General features: G+C 40.4%; 17 protein-coding genes and 2 pseudogenes. 9 read left to right on the forward strand and 10 right to left on the reverse strand.

All coding sequences use genetic code 11. From position 1 onward, the window contains the following. Nucleotides 1–97 precede the first annotated feature (97 nt). Together MNV_RS09880 and MNV_RS19050 are read right to left on the reverse strand one after the other, a co-directional pair. On the reverse strand, nucleotides 98–1,297 hold the full coding sequence (locus MNV_RS09880) for an LUD domain-containing protein (protein WP_096205667.1): 1,200 nt from the start codon (nucleotides 1,295–1,297) through the stop codon (nucleotides 98–100). Then, nucleotides 1,287–2,618 carry a hypothetical protein gene (locus tag MNV_RS19050; RefSeq protein ID WP_141398748.1) on the reverse strand — a complete coding sequence of 444 codons (1,332 nt, stop codon included), beginning with the start codon at nucleotides 2,616–2,618 and terminating at the stop codon, nucleotides 1,287–1,289. The genes MNV_RS09880 and MNV_RS19050 overlap by 11 nt, the downstream gene beginning before the upstream one ends. A gap of 285 nt (nucleotides 2,619–2,903) precedes the next feature. On the opposite strand from MNV_RS19050, the pseudogene MNV_RS09890 reads away from it, so the two are divergent. Continuing rightward, a pseudogene (locus MNV_RS09890) lies at nucleotides 2,904–3,627 on the forward strand (M42 family metallopeptidase). 33 nt (nucleotides 3,628–3,660) lie between these two features. On the opposite strand, the gene MNV_RS09895 reads toward MNV_RS09890, so the two are convergent. Next, entirely contained in the window at nucleotides 3,661–4,845 is a 1,185-nt protein-coding gene (locus tag MNV_RS09895; protein WP_257000021.1) for an RNA-guided endonuclease InsQ/TnpB family protein, read from the reverse strand. 252 nt (nucleotides 4,846–5,097) lie between these two features. On the opposite strand from MNV_RS09895, the gene MNV_RS21325 reads away from it, so the two are divergent. From MNV_RS21325 to MNV_RS09920, 5 genes and pseudogenes are all read left to right on the forward strand, one after another. Further along, the gene (locus MNV_RS21325; RefSeq protein WP_394336541.1) at nucleotides 5,098–5,229 is read left to right on the forward strand and encodes a TFIIB-type zinc ribbon-containing protein; all 132 of its coding nucleotides are present in this window, start codon (nucleotides 5,098–5,100) and stop codon (nucleotides 5,227–5,229) included. Continuing rightward, nucleotides 5,181–5,417, forward strand: a complete 237-nt coding sequence (locus MNV_RS09900) for a hypothetical protein (RefSeq protein WP_096205671.1) — start codon at nucleotides 5,181–5,183, stop codon at nucleotides 5,415–5,417. Before MNV_RS21325 ends, MNV_RS09900 begins: the two co-directional genes overlap by 49 nt. A gap of 195 nt (nucleotides 5,418–5,612) precedes the next feature. After that, the gene (locus MNV_RS09905) at nucleotides 5,613–6,950 is read left to right on the forward strand and encodes a DEAD/DEAH box helicase (RefSeq protein ID WP_096205673.1); all 1,338 of its coding nucleotides are present in this window, start codon (nucleotides 5,613–5,615) and stop codon (nucleotides 6,948–6,950) included. Between the two features lie 5 nt (nucleotides 6,951–6,955). Continuing rightward, a pseudogene (locus tag MNV_RS09910) lies at nucleotides 6,956–7,695 on the forward strand (DUF790 family protein). After that, the gene (locus tag MNV_RS09920; RefSeq protein ID WP_096205678.1) at nucleotides 7,673–8,452 is read left to right on the forward strand and encodes a DUF790 family protein; all 780 of its coding nucleotides are present in this window, start codon (nucleotides 7,673–7,675) and stop codon (nucleotides 8,450–8,452) included. The pseudogene MNV_RS09910 and the gene MNV_RS09920 overlap by 23 nt, the downstream one beginning before the upstream one ends. Nucleotides 8,453–8,497: 45 nt before the next feature. Here the strand turns inward: MNV_RS09920 and MNV_RS09925 are convergent, their stop codons facing one another. From MNV_RS09925 to MNV_RS09950, 7 genes are all read right to left on the reverse strand, one after another. After that, nucleotides 8,498–9,445, reverse strand: a complete 948-nt coding sequence (locus MNV_RS09925) for a DHH family phosphoesterase (protein WP_096205679.1) — start codon at nucleotides 9,443–9,445, stop codon at nucleotides 8,498–8,500. Between the two features lie 2 nt (nucleotides 9,446–9,447). Then, entirely contained in the window at nucleotides 9,448–9,804 is a 357-nt protein-coding gene (locus MNV_RS09930; protein ID WP_096205682.1) for a prefoldin subunit beta, read from the reverse strand. A gap of 38 nt (nucleotides 9,805–9,842) precedes the next feature. After that, nucleotides 9,843–10,097, reverse strand: coding sequence for a KEOPS complex subunit Pcc1 (locus MNV_RS09935; protein ID WP_096205684.1), 255 nt, complete (start codon nucleotides 10,095–10,097; stop codon nucleotides 9,843–9,845). Nucleotides 10,098–10,147: 50 nt separating this feature from the next. After that, the gene (locus MNV_RS09940; protein ID WP_097298394.1) at nucleotides 10,148–10,405 is read right to left on the reverse strand and encodes a ParA family protein; all 258 of its coding nucleotides are present in this window, start codon (nucleotides 10,403–10,405) and stop codon (nucleotides 10,148–10,150) included. Nucleotides 10,406–10,413: 8 nt separating this feature from the next. After that, nucleotides 10,414–10,545: a hypothetical protein gene (locus tag MNV_RS20715; RefSeq protein WP_257000022.1), complete on the reverse strand. Its 132-nt coding sequence runs from the start codon at nucleotides 10,543–10,545 to the stop codon at nucleotides 10,414–10,416. Between the two features lie 484 nt (nucleotides 10,546–11,029). Continuing rightward, nucleotides 11,030–11,638 (reverse strand): DUF169 domain-containing protein, encoded by a 609-nt coding sequence (locus tag MNV_RS09945; RefSeq protein WP_096205693.1) that lies wholly within the window; start codon nucleotides 11,636–11,638, stop codon nucleotides 11,030–11,032. Nucleotides 11,639–11,643: 5 nt separating this feature from the next. Continuing rightward, a complete protein-coding gene (locus MNV_RS09950) occupies nucleotides 11,644–13,026 on the reverse strand; it encodes a hypothetical protein (RefSeq protein ID WP_096205688.1) in 1,383 nt (460 codons plus the stop codon). 112 nt (nucleotides 13,027–13,138) lie between these two features. On the opposite strand from MNV_RS09950, the gene MNV_RS09955 reads away from it, so the two are divergent. From MNV_RS09955 to MNV_RS09965, 3 genes are all read left to right on the forward strand, one after another. After that, the gene (locus MNV_RS09955; RefSeq protein ID WP_096205690.1) at nucleotides 13,139–14,227 is read left to right on the forward strand and encodes a lysylphosphatidylglycerol synthase transmembrane domain-containing protein; all 1,089 of its coding nucleotides are present in this window, start codon (nucleotides 13,139–13,141) and stop codon (nucleotides 14,225–14,227) included. Nucleotides 14,228–14,243: 16 nt separating this feature from the next. Beyond that, nucleotides 14,244–14,843: a diacylglycerol/polyprenol kinase family protein gene (locus MNV_RS09960; protein ID WP_096205691.1), complete on the forward strand. Its 600-nt coding sequence runs from the start codon at nucleotides 14,244–14,246 to the stop codon at nucleotides 14,841–14,843. Between the two features lie 68 nt (nucleotides 14,844–14,911). Next, nucleotides 14,912–15,170: hypothetical protein (locus tag MNV_RS09965; protein WP_143311727.1), on the forward strand; the 259-nt coding region annotated here is incomplete at its 3' end.

Genomic DNA, 15,170 nt, shown 5'->3' on the forward strand with positions numbered 1-15,170 from the left:
TTTTGGGACAATAATGGTTTGCTAAAGAAAGTAATTATGAGATTAATTATTATGGCACTTGCTGCGGTCTGATTCCGGATGATAAAATGAAGATAAATTATCCTTTCTTACCCACCCTCAAGAGAGCCTGGTAATATACCCAGATGATATGAGATTTCAAGAAATAATAAACCTCTGAAGATATACCCGTACTTCTAAGATTCTTGATCAGATCGGGAATATCAAGTTCAAGAGGGCAATTTTCCACACATTTCCCGCAGCCAAGGCATAATTCCAGCTTCTTATTCGGTTCATTTGTATATACCGAATAATAAGCTAATCCCTTCCCTCCGAGGTAGCTATCTATTGCATACTCATTCCCGATAGTATTATACATGGGGCAATGCAGCAAACAATTCCCGCATCCTATGCATTTAAGAAGTTCTTTAAATCCTTTCTTTGCAAGGTCGCTCCTTCTATTATCGACCAGCACAAGAACGATTTCAGATGGATTATGAACCCCTTTAATGAATTTTTTTTCCACATCTGCTGTTTTGCTTACACTGGTTATTATATCCACAAATGAAGGGATTATCGCACCTGTGGCATTATAACATAGTATCCTTATCATATTTATAGCAGATTCAATATCAGGATATATCTTGTCTATCGAGGTCACTACAATATGTTTTTGTTTCCTCATGACCTCATGGATATTTCCTTCATTATGTGTCATGATAATAGAGCCTTCCTCAGCAGCGATGGCATTGGCTCCTGTAATTCCGATTTTTGCCTTATCAAGGCTTGAAACGATATCCTCTTTTACTATTTTCACGATATCTTCAGGTGTTTCTGTAACTGGTACATCATAATATTTTGAGATGCCTTTTGCAATTTGTTTTGCGGAAAGATGAGTCACAGGACCCGTGGGATGTGAAGGCTTTGCATTCAATATCTGTAAGATCCTGTCCCCGATATCTGTTTCCACAACAGTTGCCCCGTTTTTTTCAAGAAATTTTGTTAATTCCAGTTCCTTGGTCACATTGGATTTTGATTTTACGATGAACTTTTCCTTCCCTATCTCATTCAATATTATCCCAAGCGCTTCCTGCTTTTCCCTGGCAAGATAGACCTTTATTCCGTTTTTCTTGAGATTTGCGATAGCCTGTTCAAGAAGCACTTCATTTCCCACACAAAGTTCACGTGATGAAATAAGTCTCTCTGTTCTTTCTGCAAAGCCTTTTGACTGGTTAAAAGCCTGCCTTTCTTTAACCGAGTCAAATGCTTTACGAAGCGCTCTGACTTCTTCATTGTTCATGATGTTTTTTAATTCCTGAGTGTTTAATATCTACTTTTAAACTATTTAAATCTGATGAAAAACAATAAATTGTATATATAAAGAGGATAAGGTTAATTCCGGCTATAAGAGGTATTAAGAATTCAATATTCGCAAATGTACCTGTTTTTGATTCCTCCAGGACAAAGTGCAGGTTGAACAAAAAAGTTATTGTTGCTGATAAATACACATAAGAAAGACGCCTATCAAGGGCCATTGCAACTGCAAGCGGAGCAAAAAGAGAAAAGAGATACCTTTCATGTATCCGGGTAAATAACATAAAAAATCCGAAAAATAATATTGCTGTGGCAATATATATCGACCTATCGTCTTTTCGTTTTGTGATAATATACGCCACATAAATAAAAAGCAAGCCGAATAAGAGATATCCCCATATTCGATATGTCAAAAACAGGAAAATCTTATTATCAGGCTGGAACAGGCCTCCAAAAGACCATATATTCAGAGCGTTTAAAGAATTAAACGGATACTGGGTATATGATGAAAAATATAGCCTGAACAATCCAAAAATCGATGTGTTCAGATAGAAAGGCAATGCCACAAGCACAAATACAGTAAATGATGCAATTGATACTTTTACAAATGTAAGTAGTGAATGTTTTTTCAGCATTATCAGGGCAAAAAGAGGAACAAGTACAAGACTCTGGGGTTTGGTCAGGATCCCCATGGCAAGAGAAGTTCCTGCAATCATCGGCTTTCCTGAGACAAATTCCATAAGAGCAAACATTAAAAACAGCGTGTAAACTGAATCTACCTGCCCCCATATTGCAGAGTTGTAGATGATAGCAGGATTGAATGCATAAACTGTCATGGAAAGGAAAGACATATTGAAACTTCCATATTTCCTTACGATCAAAAATATCAATAAAGCAGTTGCAATATCAGCTATTATAGCAGGAGTTTTTAGTAAAATTGTAAAAACAGGGGACTGGATATCAAAGGATGAAGATATGAATAATTTATAAAATGCTCCTACTGCCCATAGAATATAGATGTATAACGGGGGGTAATCGGACTTTACACCATGATAGAAATTAGAAATTCCCGTAAAGTGAACTCCACGGCTCCATGTCCTGAACAGTGAAATATCAAATTCAAATCCCTGGAGCGTAGATAGATACATTCGTACAAGAAAAGCAAAAAATAAAATTAGGGCAATCGATATATATTGATTTCTTTTAATGCTAAACCAGGTGTTGATCTTTGATTTAATATCTTTTCCAGTAATCTGGAAAGGTTTGAGAGTTATGGAACCATCCCCAAGGTTTAATTGTGAAACCAATATTTATGATTTTCCATGTACTTTCATGAAATGATACTATTCTTCCAATAAAAACAATAGTTTGATACGCCCACCAGAGAATCATAAATGATAATTATGGGTGACATAAAAAATCTTCTGGAACGGTTATCGAACGCTCACGGGGTTTCGGGATATGAAAATAATATCCGGAAAATCATCGAGGAGGAGATACGGTCTTTTGTAGATGAGATCAGGACAGATAAAATGGGAAATCTTCTGGCCACAAAAAACGGCGGATCTCCCCGATTGATGCTTGCCGCTCATATGGATGAGATCGGGCTTATGGTAAAATATATCGATGAAAAAGGAAGAAACAAAAAAACCGGTTAAAGCCAAAGATATGTTCATAGATGTGGGGACTACAAGCAAAGAAGATACTGAAAAATATGGCGTATTCCCGGGAACACCCATCACATCAGATACCGAATTTAAGTCACTCTGTAATGATTTTCTCACAGGCAAGGCCCTTGATGACCGTGGAGGCTGTGCCGTACTGATCGAAGCGCTGCAGCGGATAAAGAATGTAAAGGCCACCATACATGCTGTTTTTACAGTACAGGAAGAAGTCGGCCTCAAGGGCGGCCGTACTTCTGCTTTCGGGCTTGATCCCGATGTTGCGCTCGTGTCAGAAGTCACATTTACCGGAGACCACCCCGGGATCGAGAAAAAAGATTCAGCGCTCGAAATCGGTAAAGGACCTGTTATCACAGTAAGTGATGCCGAAGGACGCGGAATAATCGTATCCGAACCTGTATTGAAGTGGTTACAAAATGCAGCCGGGAATATCCCATATCAGTTAAAGGTGGGTTCAGGGGGACAAACGGATGCTTCTATCATACACCTTACCAGGGAAGGAATACCAACAGGCGTGATCAGCACACCATCAAGATATATCCATACACCTGTAAACGTATTGAGCATGAATGATCTTGAAAACAGTGTAAAACTTATAGTACGGGCAGTGGAAACAGTCGATCAATTCTTTTAAAAAAATTATTCCTGCCCCTTCGAATTCAGTGAACTACCCCTTGCTCTCACAAGGGGCTTCCCGCTTCATTGCTTCCCTATTGGGATTGCTCTGTCGGGCTTGAATTCCGGCAATACCTGCCGTACTACTTCTACTTTCTATTACCATCGCAGATACATGGTCTCTATTTAGCACAAGACCACAGGAAGGGCATGAATGAACTCTTACTGCTAATGTTTTCGGTACATGATATCCGCATATACAGGTCTGCGATGTTCCATTAGGGTTAACCAATTCCACTATTTTACCAGCGTATTCTGCTTTGTATATAGTTAAATTGATTAATTGTGACCATGATGCATCTACTATTGACTTTGCAAGACAATGATTTTTAAGCATGTTTTGTATTTGCAATTTTTCAAACACTACATTGTCATAGTTATTCACAAGATTTGTACTTAATTTATGATTGAAATCCTTTCTTTGATACCTGATTCTTCTATGGACTATTGCTACTTTATTTTTCTGTTTGTTACGATTAGATGAGCCTTTTTTCTTCTTGCTTAAATGATTCTGTTCTCTTGCAAGTCTTTTTTCTGATTTCCGCAAGAACTTTGGTGGTTGAATCTGTTCACCATTACTGAAAGTCACCAGTGATTTTAAACCCACATCTATCCCTGTTTTTGTTTTGACTTCAATAGGAATGATCGGAATATCGATTTCGCATGAGAATGAAACGTACCACTGGTCAACATCTCTCTTAATAGTACATGTCTTGATTTTGCCTTCAATTTCTCGATGCAATATGATTTTCAAACCACCTATTTTAGAGAGAATGAGCTTACCTTCATTAAGATTGAGTTTCAGACCGCTACCGGGATATGTGAATGAATTATATCTATTCCTTCCTTGAAATCTCGGATATCCTGCGCCATTAAAGAAATTCTGGAAACTTCGTTCGACACGCTTCAGGGTATTCTGTAGTACCTGTGAATGTACTTCTTTCTGGAATGCTGTTTTTGTCAATGGTAGTTGATTGGCTTGGTCATAGTAATTAATCCATTCAGGATACCCCCACGGGAACACATTGAAGGATTGTTTCAGTCTGTTAAGCTCGGCTTGTCGCTTTCGTTCTGCAAGAGAATCATTGTAAAGATGTCTGCAAATCGTGAGTGTCTTCTCAAGAGCTACTTCTTGCTTTTTGTTTGGGTATATCCGAAATTGAAATGACTTTCTCATGCTATCTGAACAACCTATATATGTCTTTGATACTATATATTCGTTATGCCTATCCCTTAAAATGCTATCTGAACAATACTTTTTTTGGGATAGGTATTACAATTGCAAAGGGTCAGATTCATCCCCCACCTATCGGAAGGGGTATTCTCAACCCTTTGAACCCACGAGATAAAATATAATATAGATATAGATCCTGTCTTTACTAAAACTTTTCAGCCTTTTTTAATTGAATAAAGTTAGAGGATAGTGATTATGCCATATCCTTCATGGGCTTATCGTTGTCCTAATTGTTGGAGTACAAGTATCAAAAAACGAACTCGTTTGGGTGGCTATTATTGCCAGTCCTGCGGTACGATATTCCAGCAGCCTGTAAAGCAAGACTAACGTATAAAGCATACTTGGAGATATCGAGAATACGGGGAAGGAAAAAAGAACTTGATAGCCTGAAGATGGATTTCGTTGAACTGTCAATCTCTGCTATCCTCTCAGCTCAAGTGTCCGGGGGCTTGCATGTGCGCCGCGCGCTTAAGCGCGAGCTGAGACCGGATAGGTTCCTGGTGATGGATCGTTGAGAGTTATCGAAATTATTCCGGGGGAGAGGGTTGGGGTGCGGGGAAGGGGGAGAGGGATTTAACTTATTGTGCATGTCGGTGAAAAACACACCTTTTTCGACGACCAGGGTATATTTCCCGAATAATGAACATTTCAATTAGTTTTACATCCCCTGCCAACGTTTATTAACACATAATTACGATTTCTATTAAATCATGCAACTTACTTTTAATCGGGGAACAATCGCGATCAGTGGGAATATGCGAATCCCAAACTCAACATGGGATGAGCGTTCCGGAACATTCAAAGCAATGGCTTTGCACTATAAAGATATTATTGATTACCTGAAAAATTCAGGCATCGAATTTACGGATAATGTCCTGGACCTCTTACCATGTCCTGATCTTCATAGCAACATTATTTTGAGGGATTATCAAAAACAGGCTCTTGATGCATGGATCCTAAATGGCCAGCGAGGAGTGCTCACATTACCAACAGGAAGCGGTAAAACTATTATTGGTATGAAGGCTATATGCTTGCTGAACACTCCAACAATAGTGATAGTTCCGACCCTTGACTTACTTGACCAGTGGCGTACCAAATTGAAGGAAGAGTTTAAAATCGAAGTGGGAATGCTTGGTGGCGGGGAGCATGATATCAAAGCCTTAACAGTTTCAACCTATGACTCTGCTTATATACATGCAGAAAAACTTGGCAATAAGTTTGGTCTTATAATCTTTGATGAAGTCCATCACCTTCCAGCCGAGAGCTTTAAACAAATTGCTGAGATGTTTGCTTCACCGTTCAGGATGGGTCTGACTGCTACCTATGAAAGAGAAGACGGATCTCATAGAGAGCTTAACAGGCTAATGGGTGGGAAGGTATTTGAGACGAAGATAAGAGAGCTTGCAGGAGAGTACCTATCACCTTTCAAGATCCAGAAGATTGTTGTTGAACTGACAGCAGAAGAACAAAAAGAGTATGATCTAAATCATGGAACCTTTACGGACTACCTGAGGAAAAATAATATCACAATCAGGACTCCATTGGATTTTCAGAAGATTGTAATCAGAAGCGGAAGAGATCCTGACGCAAGGAAGGCACTTCTTGCAAGAAATAAGGCAAGAGACATCGCCCTGAACAGTGTCTCGAAGATAGAAAAATTCTCAGAAATCCTGAAAAAACATAAAGAGGGGAGATTATTCGTTTTCACCGAACATAACAAACTGGTTCACATGATATCAAAGAGATTTCTAATACCAGCCATTACATACAGAACCGCGACCAGGGAAAGGAGCTATATTCTGGACAGGTTCAGATCAGGAATATATAGAGCGGTTGTTACATCGAGAGTTCTTGACGAGGGAATAGATGTTCCCGAAGCCGATGTTGGCGTTGTCTTGAGTGGAACAGGCAGTGAAAGAGCTTTCATACAGCGGCTGGGAAGGATACTCAGAAAGAAAGAAGGAAAGGAAGCTATCCTTTATGAAATTGTATCCGGTGAAACAAGTGAAATTAACACGGCAAGAAGGAGAAATAAAGCTATAAGGTAAGAAAAATGCTAACCAGTGACCTTCTTGTTACAAAGATCTACAACGGAAAAATAGAGCCTGTTTACGCTACGCTTGACCGGAAGAACCTGGAAATTTCAAGCTCGGTTATTAACCTGTTCCAGGAACATATCGGGAAAACATATGGGGAACTCGTTGAAGAAATCGAAGATTTTGAGGAGATAGATTACCGCTTGATCCGTGGACTAACTCAAATTCTTGAGAGAAGATGCATCATCGAGATGGATTCGCTCATAGAACCAGTCACTGCAAGAAGAACTGTTTTTGAGGAATGCAATGGCGCAGTTAGTGATATTAAGGAACGAAAAGAGATTATTGAAAGGATTGCCAGAAGATTGTCTATTGAGACTGATGCCTTTGAAAAGATTTTGTGGGCGGATATGGAAGAGAATCTCGTAATAAAAGAATTCAAGACCACAACACCTGAAAACCTGCTCAGGCAATATAATCTATCCCTGACGCAAACGCTTCTTTTAAAGCATGGGGTATGGAAATTCAGATAGAAGGAAATTACCAGGATATCTTCTGGAAGATTAAACGGCTTGGATTAATGTACCTTATCCAGGATGGAAAAATAATCATCGATGGTCCTGTTAGCATATTCAAAATGACTGAAAAGTATGGTACAGCTCTGGCAAAGTTGCTGCCGACTATCATGAAGTGCAGCAAATGGAATTTGAAAGCAAGTATCATGAAAAAAAACAATGCAGGGAAAAAAGATTTATGATTTTACCCTGGATAATACCAGACAGATTTTCAATATAGAAGCATACCCTAATATCGAGACTTTTGATAGTGCCATTGAAAAAGAGTTCTCTTTACTGAACTTCAACGGATGGTCATGTAAGAGAGAACCGGCATTGATGAAAGCAGGTCAGTATGCCTTTATTCCTGATTTTTCACTTGAGAGAAACGGTACCAGGATATACGTTGAAATCATTGGCTTCTGGACACCTGAATATCTCAAGAATAAAATCCAAAAGATAAATCTGCTGACAGAAAAGGAAAACTTGATACTCCTGGTGAATAATGATCTTGCTTGCTCAGGCCCGGAATTCAAAGTTGATAACCTGATTTTTTATGATAAGAAAATACCATATCTTGAGATACTGGAAATCTTGAGACGATATGAGGAGAAACAACTCGCTGAAGAAGTTGAAAAGCTTAAAAACATCGAAATTATTTTGCAGGGGAGTGTTATTGATCTTGATGAAATCGCAAGAAAATATGGTGTCGGCCTGGATGCCTTAAAGACTGTGATACGGCAGAAGATCAACGGGCATTCACTCATCGGAGACCAGCTTGTAGATAATCAAACTATTAAAACAATTCAGAGCGAACTGGATAGCATCAAAAAACATAGTGAAGCCATTATTATTTTCGAGAAATACGGAATAAAAAGCCAGCAGATGCTTGATATTCTCGGTTACAAAGTTAAATGGGTCGGACTTGATCCTGAAAATGCAGAAATATCGAGAGCATAAAAATATTGATGAGCAATGTGAGAATAATAATTCCAAATGGTTGACTTATAGTCGTTTTGTAATTGAATTTCTGGCATACCCGACACAGGCAGCAAGGATAGTTTCTACATCCCCTGATGCATCCATTCCTGCTGCGCCTTCATGACCGCCTCCGGTACCATTGAATTTGGCGCTAATATCTTCCATCAGTTTTGCCAGGTTTATGCCTGCATTCTGTATCTCCCTTCTTGCCCTGCCGCTCACCTTTACAACATCATCCCTTTTTGCGCCAACAAATGCAACGTCTGCGCCTATTGAGACAAGGCTTGAGGCTGCTGCGCCCCCGAAAGAATTCACATGCGATGAAACGATTATCCAGTCATCCACACGTTCTATGACCGAGCGCTGGGCTGCTTTTAAAAAGGCAATTCTCATTGAGACATCCTGCGGAACTGAAGATAAAAGATCAATAACTTCATTGTATTCTATACCGCTGATATCCATAAGTTCAGCTACAGCTCTGAATGAATCCGATGATGCATGCCTGAAGTTGCCTGTATCCGTGATTATTCCTGATAGCAGGGCAAAAGCAGTTCGCCGCATAATGGGTGCGCCCATTTTTTTTAAGACTTCAAGAACGATCTCGGCGGTTGAACTTTTATTGCGGTGAAGATGAAAAGCCGAATTTTCAGACAGTGAGGAGGTCGAATGATGGTCAATAACAGCATAAGACTTTAATGGAAACCCATTCAGCTGGGCAGGTGTGGACGTATCCACAACGACCACAAAGTCATAATCTCCCTTTGGCGAAAGTACATATTCTATATTCAACTGGCCGGCAATCTGGGACGCAACCCTGTCGCATCCGTCCACAACTCCAATCGTTCCCCCGATTGCTTCTTTTAGCGCAAATGCGCTTCCAAGGGCATCAGGGTCCGCATTCCTGTGACATAAATAAAGAATGTTGTTGTAGTCCAGCAGCTGGTTATAGAATTCAGATTCGTCTAACTCCATAATTACTTGGCGGCCGGAGTGCCGATCGCCTGTTTGAGCTGCTCCTGTAATTGCTGGAATCTTTTCTGGATGCGTTCTTCCTGTCGTGTAATAGTCTCTGCACGCAGGCCAAGCATATCTTTTTTCTCAACCAGGACATTTTTCGTTTTTTCACGTTCGGTCTTAATGAGCAAATCTCCAATAGCCCTGTAAACTACAGAGCTGTCATCAAGTTTTTCAATTTCTGCCAGAGCCAATTCTGTTTCTTTTAAGTTGATCTCGACCTGGTTCTTCTGGGCTGCCAGGGCTTGAGCCTGCTGCTGTATCTGCTGCAACTGTGCAAGCTGGTTTTGAATTTGTGGGGGTAATTCTGAACTCATTTAATTCACCTGTAAATCTGGTGTAGTATTGTATATCCTCAATTTATAACTTGTGTATCAGAAGTCAAAGAACACATCTCGTATGTGATTTTTATGAGCCGCAGCCATCCGTTCAAGGCAGCCCTCATCGAAACTGTGTCGTTTGCTTCAACTTTTAAAATAAGCGTATCACCCTTGAGCATAAGTGATGTTCTGGTGCGCTGGTAATCCTGGTCAAGTTCCGGAAGTAATGCTTCATAGATTATGCTGGCAGCATTTCCGGCATTGAATTCAAACTCTGCGAGAACTTGCATAATGTGATAAGTGTCTTGATGTTATTTAGATTATTGGAGTATGGATCAATTCATTTGAGAGGGCCATGTATGCCCTGACCCCTCTGAATCAGGAGCATAGTCAAAATCGTCTGCTTATGACTCGGTGCTTCTGCCAGCTTTACGCTTCGAGGAATGGTCGTATTCAGAACGATATTTCCAAACACCTCCCGTACCTTTTCTTTGATAGCCTTTGTAAGGTTTGTCCTTTCATCATATATAGTCAGAAGAACAGCGCCTACTTTCAGGCCTGGGTTCAGGTCTTCCCTGACCCGCGAGATCACGTTCATAAGCTGCGTCACTCCTTCAGGAGCATAGTCACGATCCTGGGCTTTTCAAATTCAAGACCTGATGCCTCTGGGGTAAGCACATATGTTTTCTCAGTTCGCTGCAGAAGCCCCTCTTTCTGGGCTGCTTCCCAGGATTGCATCAATTGTATCGTAGTTTTCGAGATTAGATTGTAAAGTAAATCCCGTAATTTCTTCAATTGGCTTTAACTTGATGGCGCCGAGTGCGGAGAGAAGTTCAAGGCCGGCGTGGATTTTGGGGTGCCGGGGGAAGGGGAGAGGATGGTTGTGTATATATTCTTAGATAATTAATATTATAATATTTTCCAGTTGAACCAATACACACATACCAGCTCAGATGAGCTTTTAAAAAATCTTTGTTTGTGGGAGGGAGATTCATTTCATCTATGTCCGGAAGATCGAAAAGGCTTGGAGCAATACCTCCCGCCAGCTTAACGTGAAACTTATAGATGGAACGGCACATGTAGCAAATTTCAAGTTCACATAGCAACGTGGACTTTCTGGGGAGAGTGGCTCCCCACCATTTTTTTCTTGGGAAAAAGGAATGTATCGTATGGTTAAACATTAAAATTGACCAACGCCAGCTTGATGAGCCTTTTCAGAAACTCATGAAAGGGTCTCAGGGATTTTTCCGAGAGCTTCATCGATATCTTTTGCTAATTCAAAAGGGATTCCTACAACCACCTCATCATCTCCATATTTGCTATGCTTCCTTGAACCTTTGCAACCCAGAGAGTAACTCAATTTTCCCCGCAATGGATTTACAGTACAATCGCTGCAAATTGATGCTATACCCCCGGTACTGATCTTGACTTGCTTCCCCTCAAGATATGCATAAGCCTGGATTATCCTCATCGCCCTGACGGGTTTCAGGTAAAGGATCAGGACATCGAATTTCTCTCCTTTAAAAGGAGTAATCCTTATTGAGCGGCCATTAATTTCAAACCTCTTTAACGAAGAAACAGCATTTGATGTCGCCTTCTGGTTCTTGTACCTGCCAGTACTGTTATAATAATCTCCCGGTGAGTTTTCCGCATTGCAAAAAACATATTCACAAACACTGCATCCCTGGCTCGTGATTATAAAAGATTCGCCATACCTTGCTCTATGCACGAGTTCACAATATAAAAGTGGACTTTCCGTGCCCTTTTCATTGGAAATAAGAATGCTTACAGGGTTTCCTTTTTCCATTAATCGCGTGATATTTTCCAGCATAAAAATCAATGGTCTATTGTTGTTAGCCCATCAACGTATCCGGTTTTCCGGGCTGTCACGCTGATAGTTCCTTGTCCTGCCGCATTAAGCTGCAACGTTACCTGGCCTGCAGAATTTGTTATGCCGTCAGTACTGATTCCGCCTCCTGAAACTGCAACTGTTGCCCCGCTTACCGCAGAACCTGCGCTTGTAACCATAAAAGTAACATATGTTGTTACCCAGTTGGTTAGACTGGATGGGCTTGCGATAATAGCAAGAGATTTCTGGCCTGAGCCTGATACACCAAGACTCATACTTCCAGTGGAGAAACCATTCTTTGTTGCAGTAGCAGTAATTCCACCCCCTGTTGAATTAACATATAATATGACCTGGCCGTTCTGGTTGGTGATCCCGCTTCCGCTAACAGCACCGGTAAGTGTGACAGTTGATTCGGCAACAGCATTACTACCGCTTGTCACTGTGAAAGTGACAAACTCAGGAACTCCTGCTGTGACTGTTGCAGGATTTGATTTTATGGACAATGATTGTATGCCGGTCGACGTGATAGTAGTAGAGCCTCCTGCATAGCCTGTCCTGCTCACAGATACAGTAATTGTGCCTGCTGTGCCGGGTGTCACAAGTAAAATGGCTTTTCCATCCTGGTTCGTGATCCCGCTTCCGGATGCTGTGCCGCTTAAGCTTACAAGGGCATCATTAACTCTTGATCCTCCGGCTGTAACTGTGAATGTGACATACATCGGAACATTTACTGCTACTGCACTGTGGCTTGAAGAAACGCTCAATGCCTGCTGGCTCGTGGATGTTATAGTGGTTGAACCTTCAGTATAATTCGATTTTCTTGCGATCGCCAGAATTGCACCTGTTTTAGGAGGATTTACTTGCAGGACAACTTCACCGTTACTGTTTGTAACCCCATCAAGTGAAATTCCCGCACCAGAGAGATTCACCAGAACATCTCCAACAGGTTTTCCAACACTGCTCGCGGAAAATGTCACAAAAGATGCCGTATTTGATGTAAGTAATGTGGGCGTGGCGCTGATAACAAGCCCTGGTATGGCAATCATAGTTGCCGTTGCATTATAATAACCAGCTTTTCCAGCAGTGACATTGATATTTCCTCCTGACGTGGCATTTACAGTCAAAGTCAACATCCCGTTTTTATCGGTTAATCCTGCACCTGATGCAGGCCCATCGAGATTTACGCTGGCGTTACTTATTACTTTATCATTGCCAAAAGTTATGAACGTGACATTAGTAGACTTTCCGACATCAACCTCGTTTGTAATTCCAATAATATATAATTGCGAAGATCCCAACCAACCTGTTACAAACCTGTCAGAAGCAAATCCTAATATCAGCCCTCCGATCAGTGCAATCAAAATAAACATTTTTGTTTTTCTCTCTTCATCGTATCTTCGAATAGCTCATCCCTCCGATATTCTATTTCAATTGTGATTAAGGTAAATATAATATATATCTATCAATGTGGATTAAGGAAGAATGAAGCCTGGCGAGATAATCTTCATATTCAGGTTATTAACATTAGTTATTATACTCCGGCTAATCGATTATCAACAGCTTGTCATAATTCTTCGATCAATTGACCCAAACATGGTAATTCTTGCAATTTTGCTTGAACTGTGCGGATTCCTGATATGGGCCTTAAAATGGAAATTCCTTGTGGACAGGCTAAAGCCGGTAAAATTTTCAATCCTTTTCCTGGGGCTTATGGGAGAAAATGTTCTCAATACTAATGTAGCGCGCGCAAGAACATTTGGCGGTTTCGGAAAAGCGATGTTCCTGAAGAATGTAACCAATGATCATCGTCATGCTAACTGGTATGCTACTATTGTCATGGACCAGACAACGAACAGCTTTGTGTTTTCAATCCCTGTGAGCTTTTCTTTAATTTTTGTGCTGCTATTCCTGGATATACCCCGGTGGCTATCAATTTTATTAGAAGTGATAGCACTCATATTCTTCCTGCTGGCATTTTTTGCATATCTTTCTAAACATAAGATAAACAGGTCTGCTCAAGTTTCATTCTTCTATTTGATCCTTAAGAGAACATATTATTTTTCATTATTCAAATTCATCAGGAAAAGGTTTGACTCATATCAAATATTCGAAGAACTTTTAATAACAGGTATTGCTGAATTCGAAAAAACCTACAAATCGATCATGAAAGACAGAAAAATCCTTTCAATAGATATTGGTCTTTCTGTTCTTATGTTTGCATTCATTTATTTAAAAACTTATATGATCTTCCAGAGTGTGGGATATGATATTACCATTGCAGATCTCATAGTTTCCCTTTCCCTGGTCCTCTGGTTAATCTCTATTCTTCCGATTCCTGGAGGCCTGGGGATAAAAGAATTGATTATGGTAGGTATCTATTCAATGGTTGGAATACCAATAACCATTGCCGTCATAGTTTCCCTGATAGACAGGGTGATCTATTTGTTTTTTGTAATTTTCATTGCGTATGCAGCCATCTTTATAATGCGATTATTTCACATAGGGCAAAGAAAAGAGGACAAAGCAAAGGATGATATGCAAGGTATCATTGATATAGATAATTTGCGCTAAAAAGGAAAGTGAAAATTTGCATCGTGAAGACATTATCCATGAAGTGATAAGAAAAGCAGTACACGTGACCTCTATCATAATAGTCCTGACTTATCATTTTTTCGGCAAGGAAGCAGTGCTTCTTTTGCTCACGGTTTATTTGATCGTGATCCTTGAACTTGAGTATTTCAGGATAGAATGGGGGAAAAAAATACCTGTATTTCATAGCCTTTTCAGGGTAAAAGAAGCAGACAGGCTTGGAGGTCATGTATTTTTCACGATAGGCAGCATAATCGCAATTTCAGTTTTTTCTAAAGAGATTGCTTCGGCTGCCATCCTTATGACCACATTCGGGGATGCATCTGCAGCTATCTTCGGGAAGGTATTCGGACGGACATGGATCAAGGGATTGAAAAACAGGGCATATGAAGGCTGCGCTGCAGAGTTTGTCGTAGATATTATTATCGGATTGTTGTTCCTGCCAAACCTGATACTTGTCCTTGTGATGGCAGGTACGGCAACGATCGTTGAGACGATTACCAATAAGCTGGATGATAATCTCCTGATCCCGCTTTTTTCAGGATTTAACGGGCAGCTTACAGTTATTATTTTAACATATCTTAATTATCTTAACTAGTGGATAACTACAATATTTATGCTAATAGTAAACCTTATCAACAAAACAGTTCTTTTTCGCCGCCTTACATGCACCTAAAAAATGACAGATGCCATAAAAATATCCATTTCCTCCGCGATGACTCAGCCCGCGTTCCCTTCGTTGTTATCGGCATATTCCTCGTGATCCTGTCCACCATCATCTCACTCAATCTCACACGCATGGATATAAAAATGGCAAAGACCATGTCATCAAATATCGAAATATCAGCACCTGACCAGGCGCTGGCATATGCAAAGGCAGACCTGAAACGTGCTTTAAACTATGCAGGCTATGGAAGCACTCAAG

The sequence above is a fragment of the Candidatus Methanoperedens nitratireducens genome, from assembly GCF_900196725.1.
In the GTDB taxonomy this organism is placed as follows: Archaea; Halobacteriota; Methanosarcinia; order Methanosarcinales; family Methanoperedenaceae; genus Methanoperedens; species Methanoperedens nitroreducens_A.

Bases quoted from the DNA above. Each gene is read 5' to 3' on its own strand.
- MNV_RS09880 (WP_096205667.1), bottom strand. From the start codon at position 1,297: ATGAACAATGAAGAAGTCAGAGCGCTTCGTAAAGCATTTGACTCGGTT.
- MNV_RS09895 (WP_257000021.1), bottom strand. From the start codon at position 4,845: ATGAGAAAGTCATTTCAATTTCGGATATACCCAAACAAAAAGCAAGAA.
- MNV_RS21325 (WP_394336541.1), top strand. From the start codon at position 5,098: ATGCCATATCCTTCATGGGCTTATCGTTGTCCTAATTGTTGGAGTACA.
- MNV_RS09905 (WP_096205673.1), top strand. From the start codon at position 5,613: ATGCAACTTACTTTTAATCGGGGAACAATCGCGATCAGTGGGAATATG.
- MNV_RS09920 (WP_096205678.1), top strand. From the start codon at position 7,673: ATGCAGGGAAAAAAGATTTATGATTTTACCCTGGATAATACCAGACAG.
- MNV_RS09925 (WP_096205679.1), bottom strand. From the start codon at position 9,445: ATGGAGTTAGACGAATCTGAATTCTATAACCAGCTGCTGGACTACAAC.
- MNV_RS09930 (WP_096205682.1), bottom strand. From the start codon at position 9,804: ATGAGTTCAGAATTACCCCCACAAATTCAAAACCAGCTTGCACAGTTG.
- MNV_RS09935 (WP_096205684.1), bottom strand. From the start codon at position 10,097: ATGCAAGTTCTCGCAGAGTTTGAATTCAATGCCGGAAATGCTGCCAGC.
- MNV_RS09940 (WP_097298394.1), bottom strand. From the start codon at position 10,405: ATGAACGTGATCTCGCGGGTCAGGGAAGACCTGAACCCAGGCCTGAAA.
- MNV_RS20715 (WP_257000022.1), bottom strand. From the start codon at position 10,545: ATGCAATCCTGGGAAGCAGCCCAGAAAGAGGGGCTTCTGCAGCGAACT.
- MNV_RS09945 (WP_096205693.1), bottom strand. From the start codon at position 11,638: ATGCTGGAAAATATCACGCGATTAATGGAAAAAGGAAACCCTGTAAGC.
- MNV_RS09950 (WP_096205688.1), bottom strand. From the start codon at position 13,026: ATGTTTATTTTGATTGCACTGATCGGAGGGCTGATATTAGGATTTGCT.
- MNV_RS09955 (WP_096205690.1), top strand. From the start codon at position 13,139: ATGAAGCCTGGCGAGATAATCTTCATATTCAGGTTATTAACATTAGTT.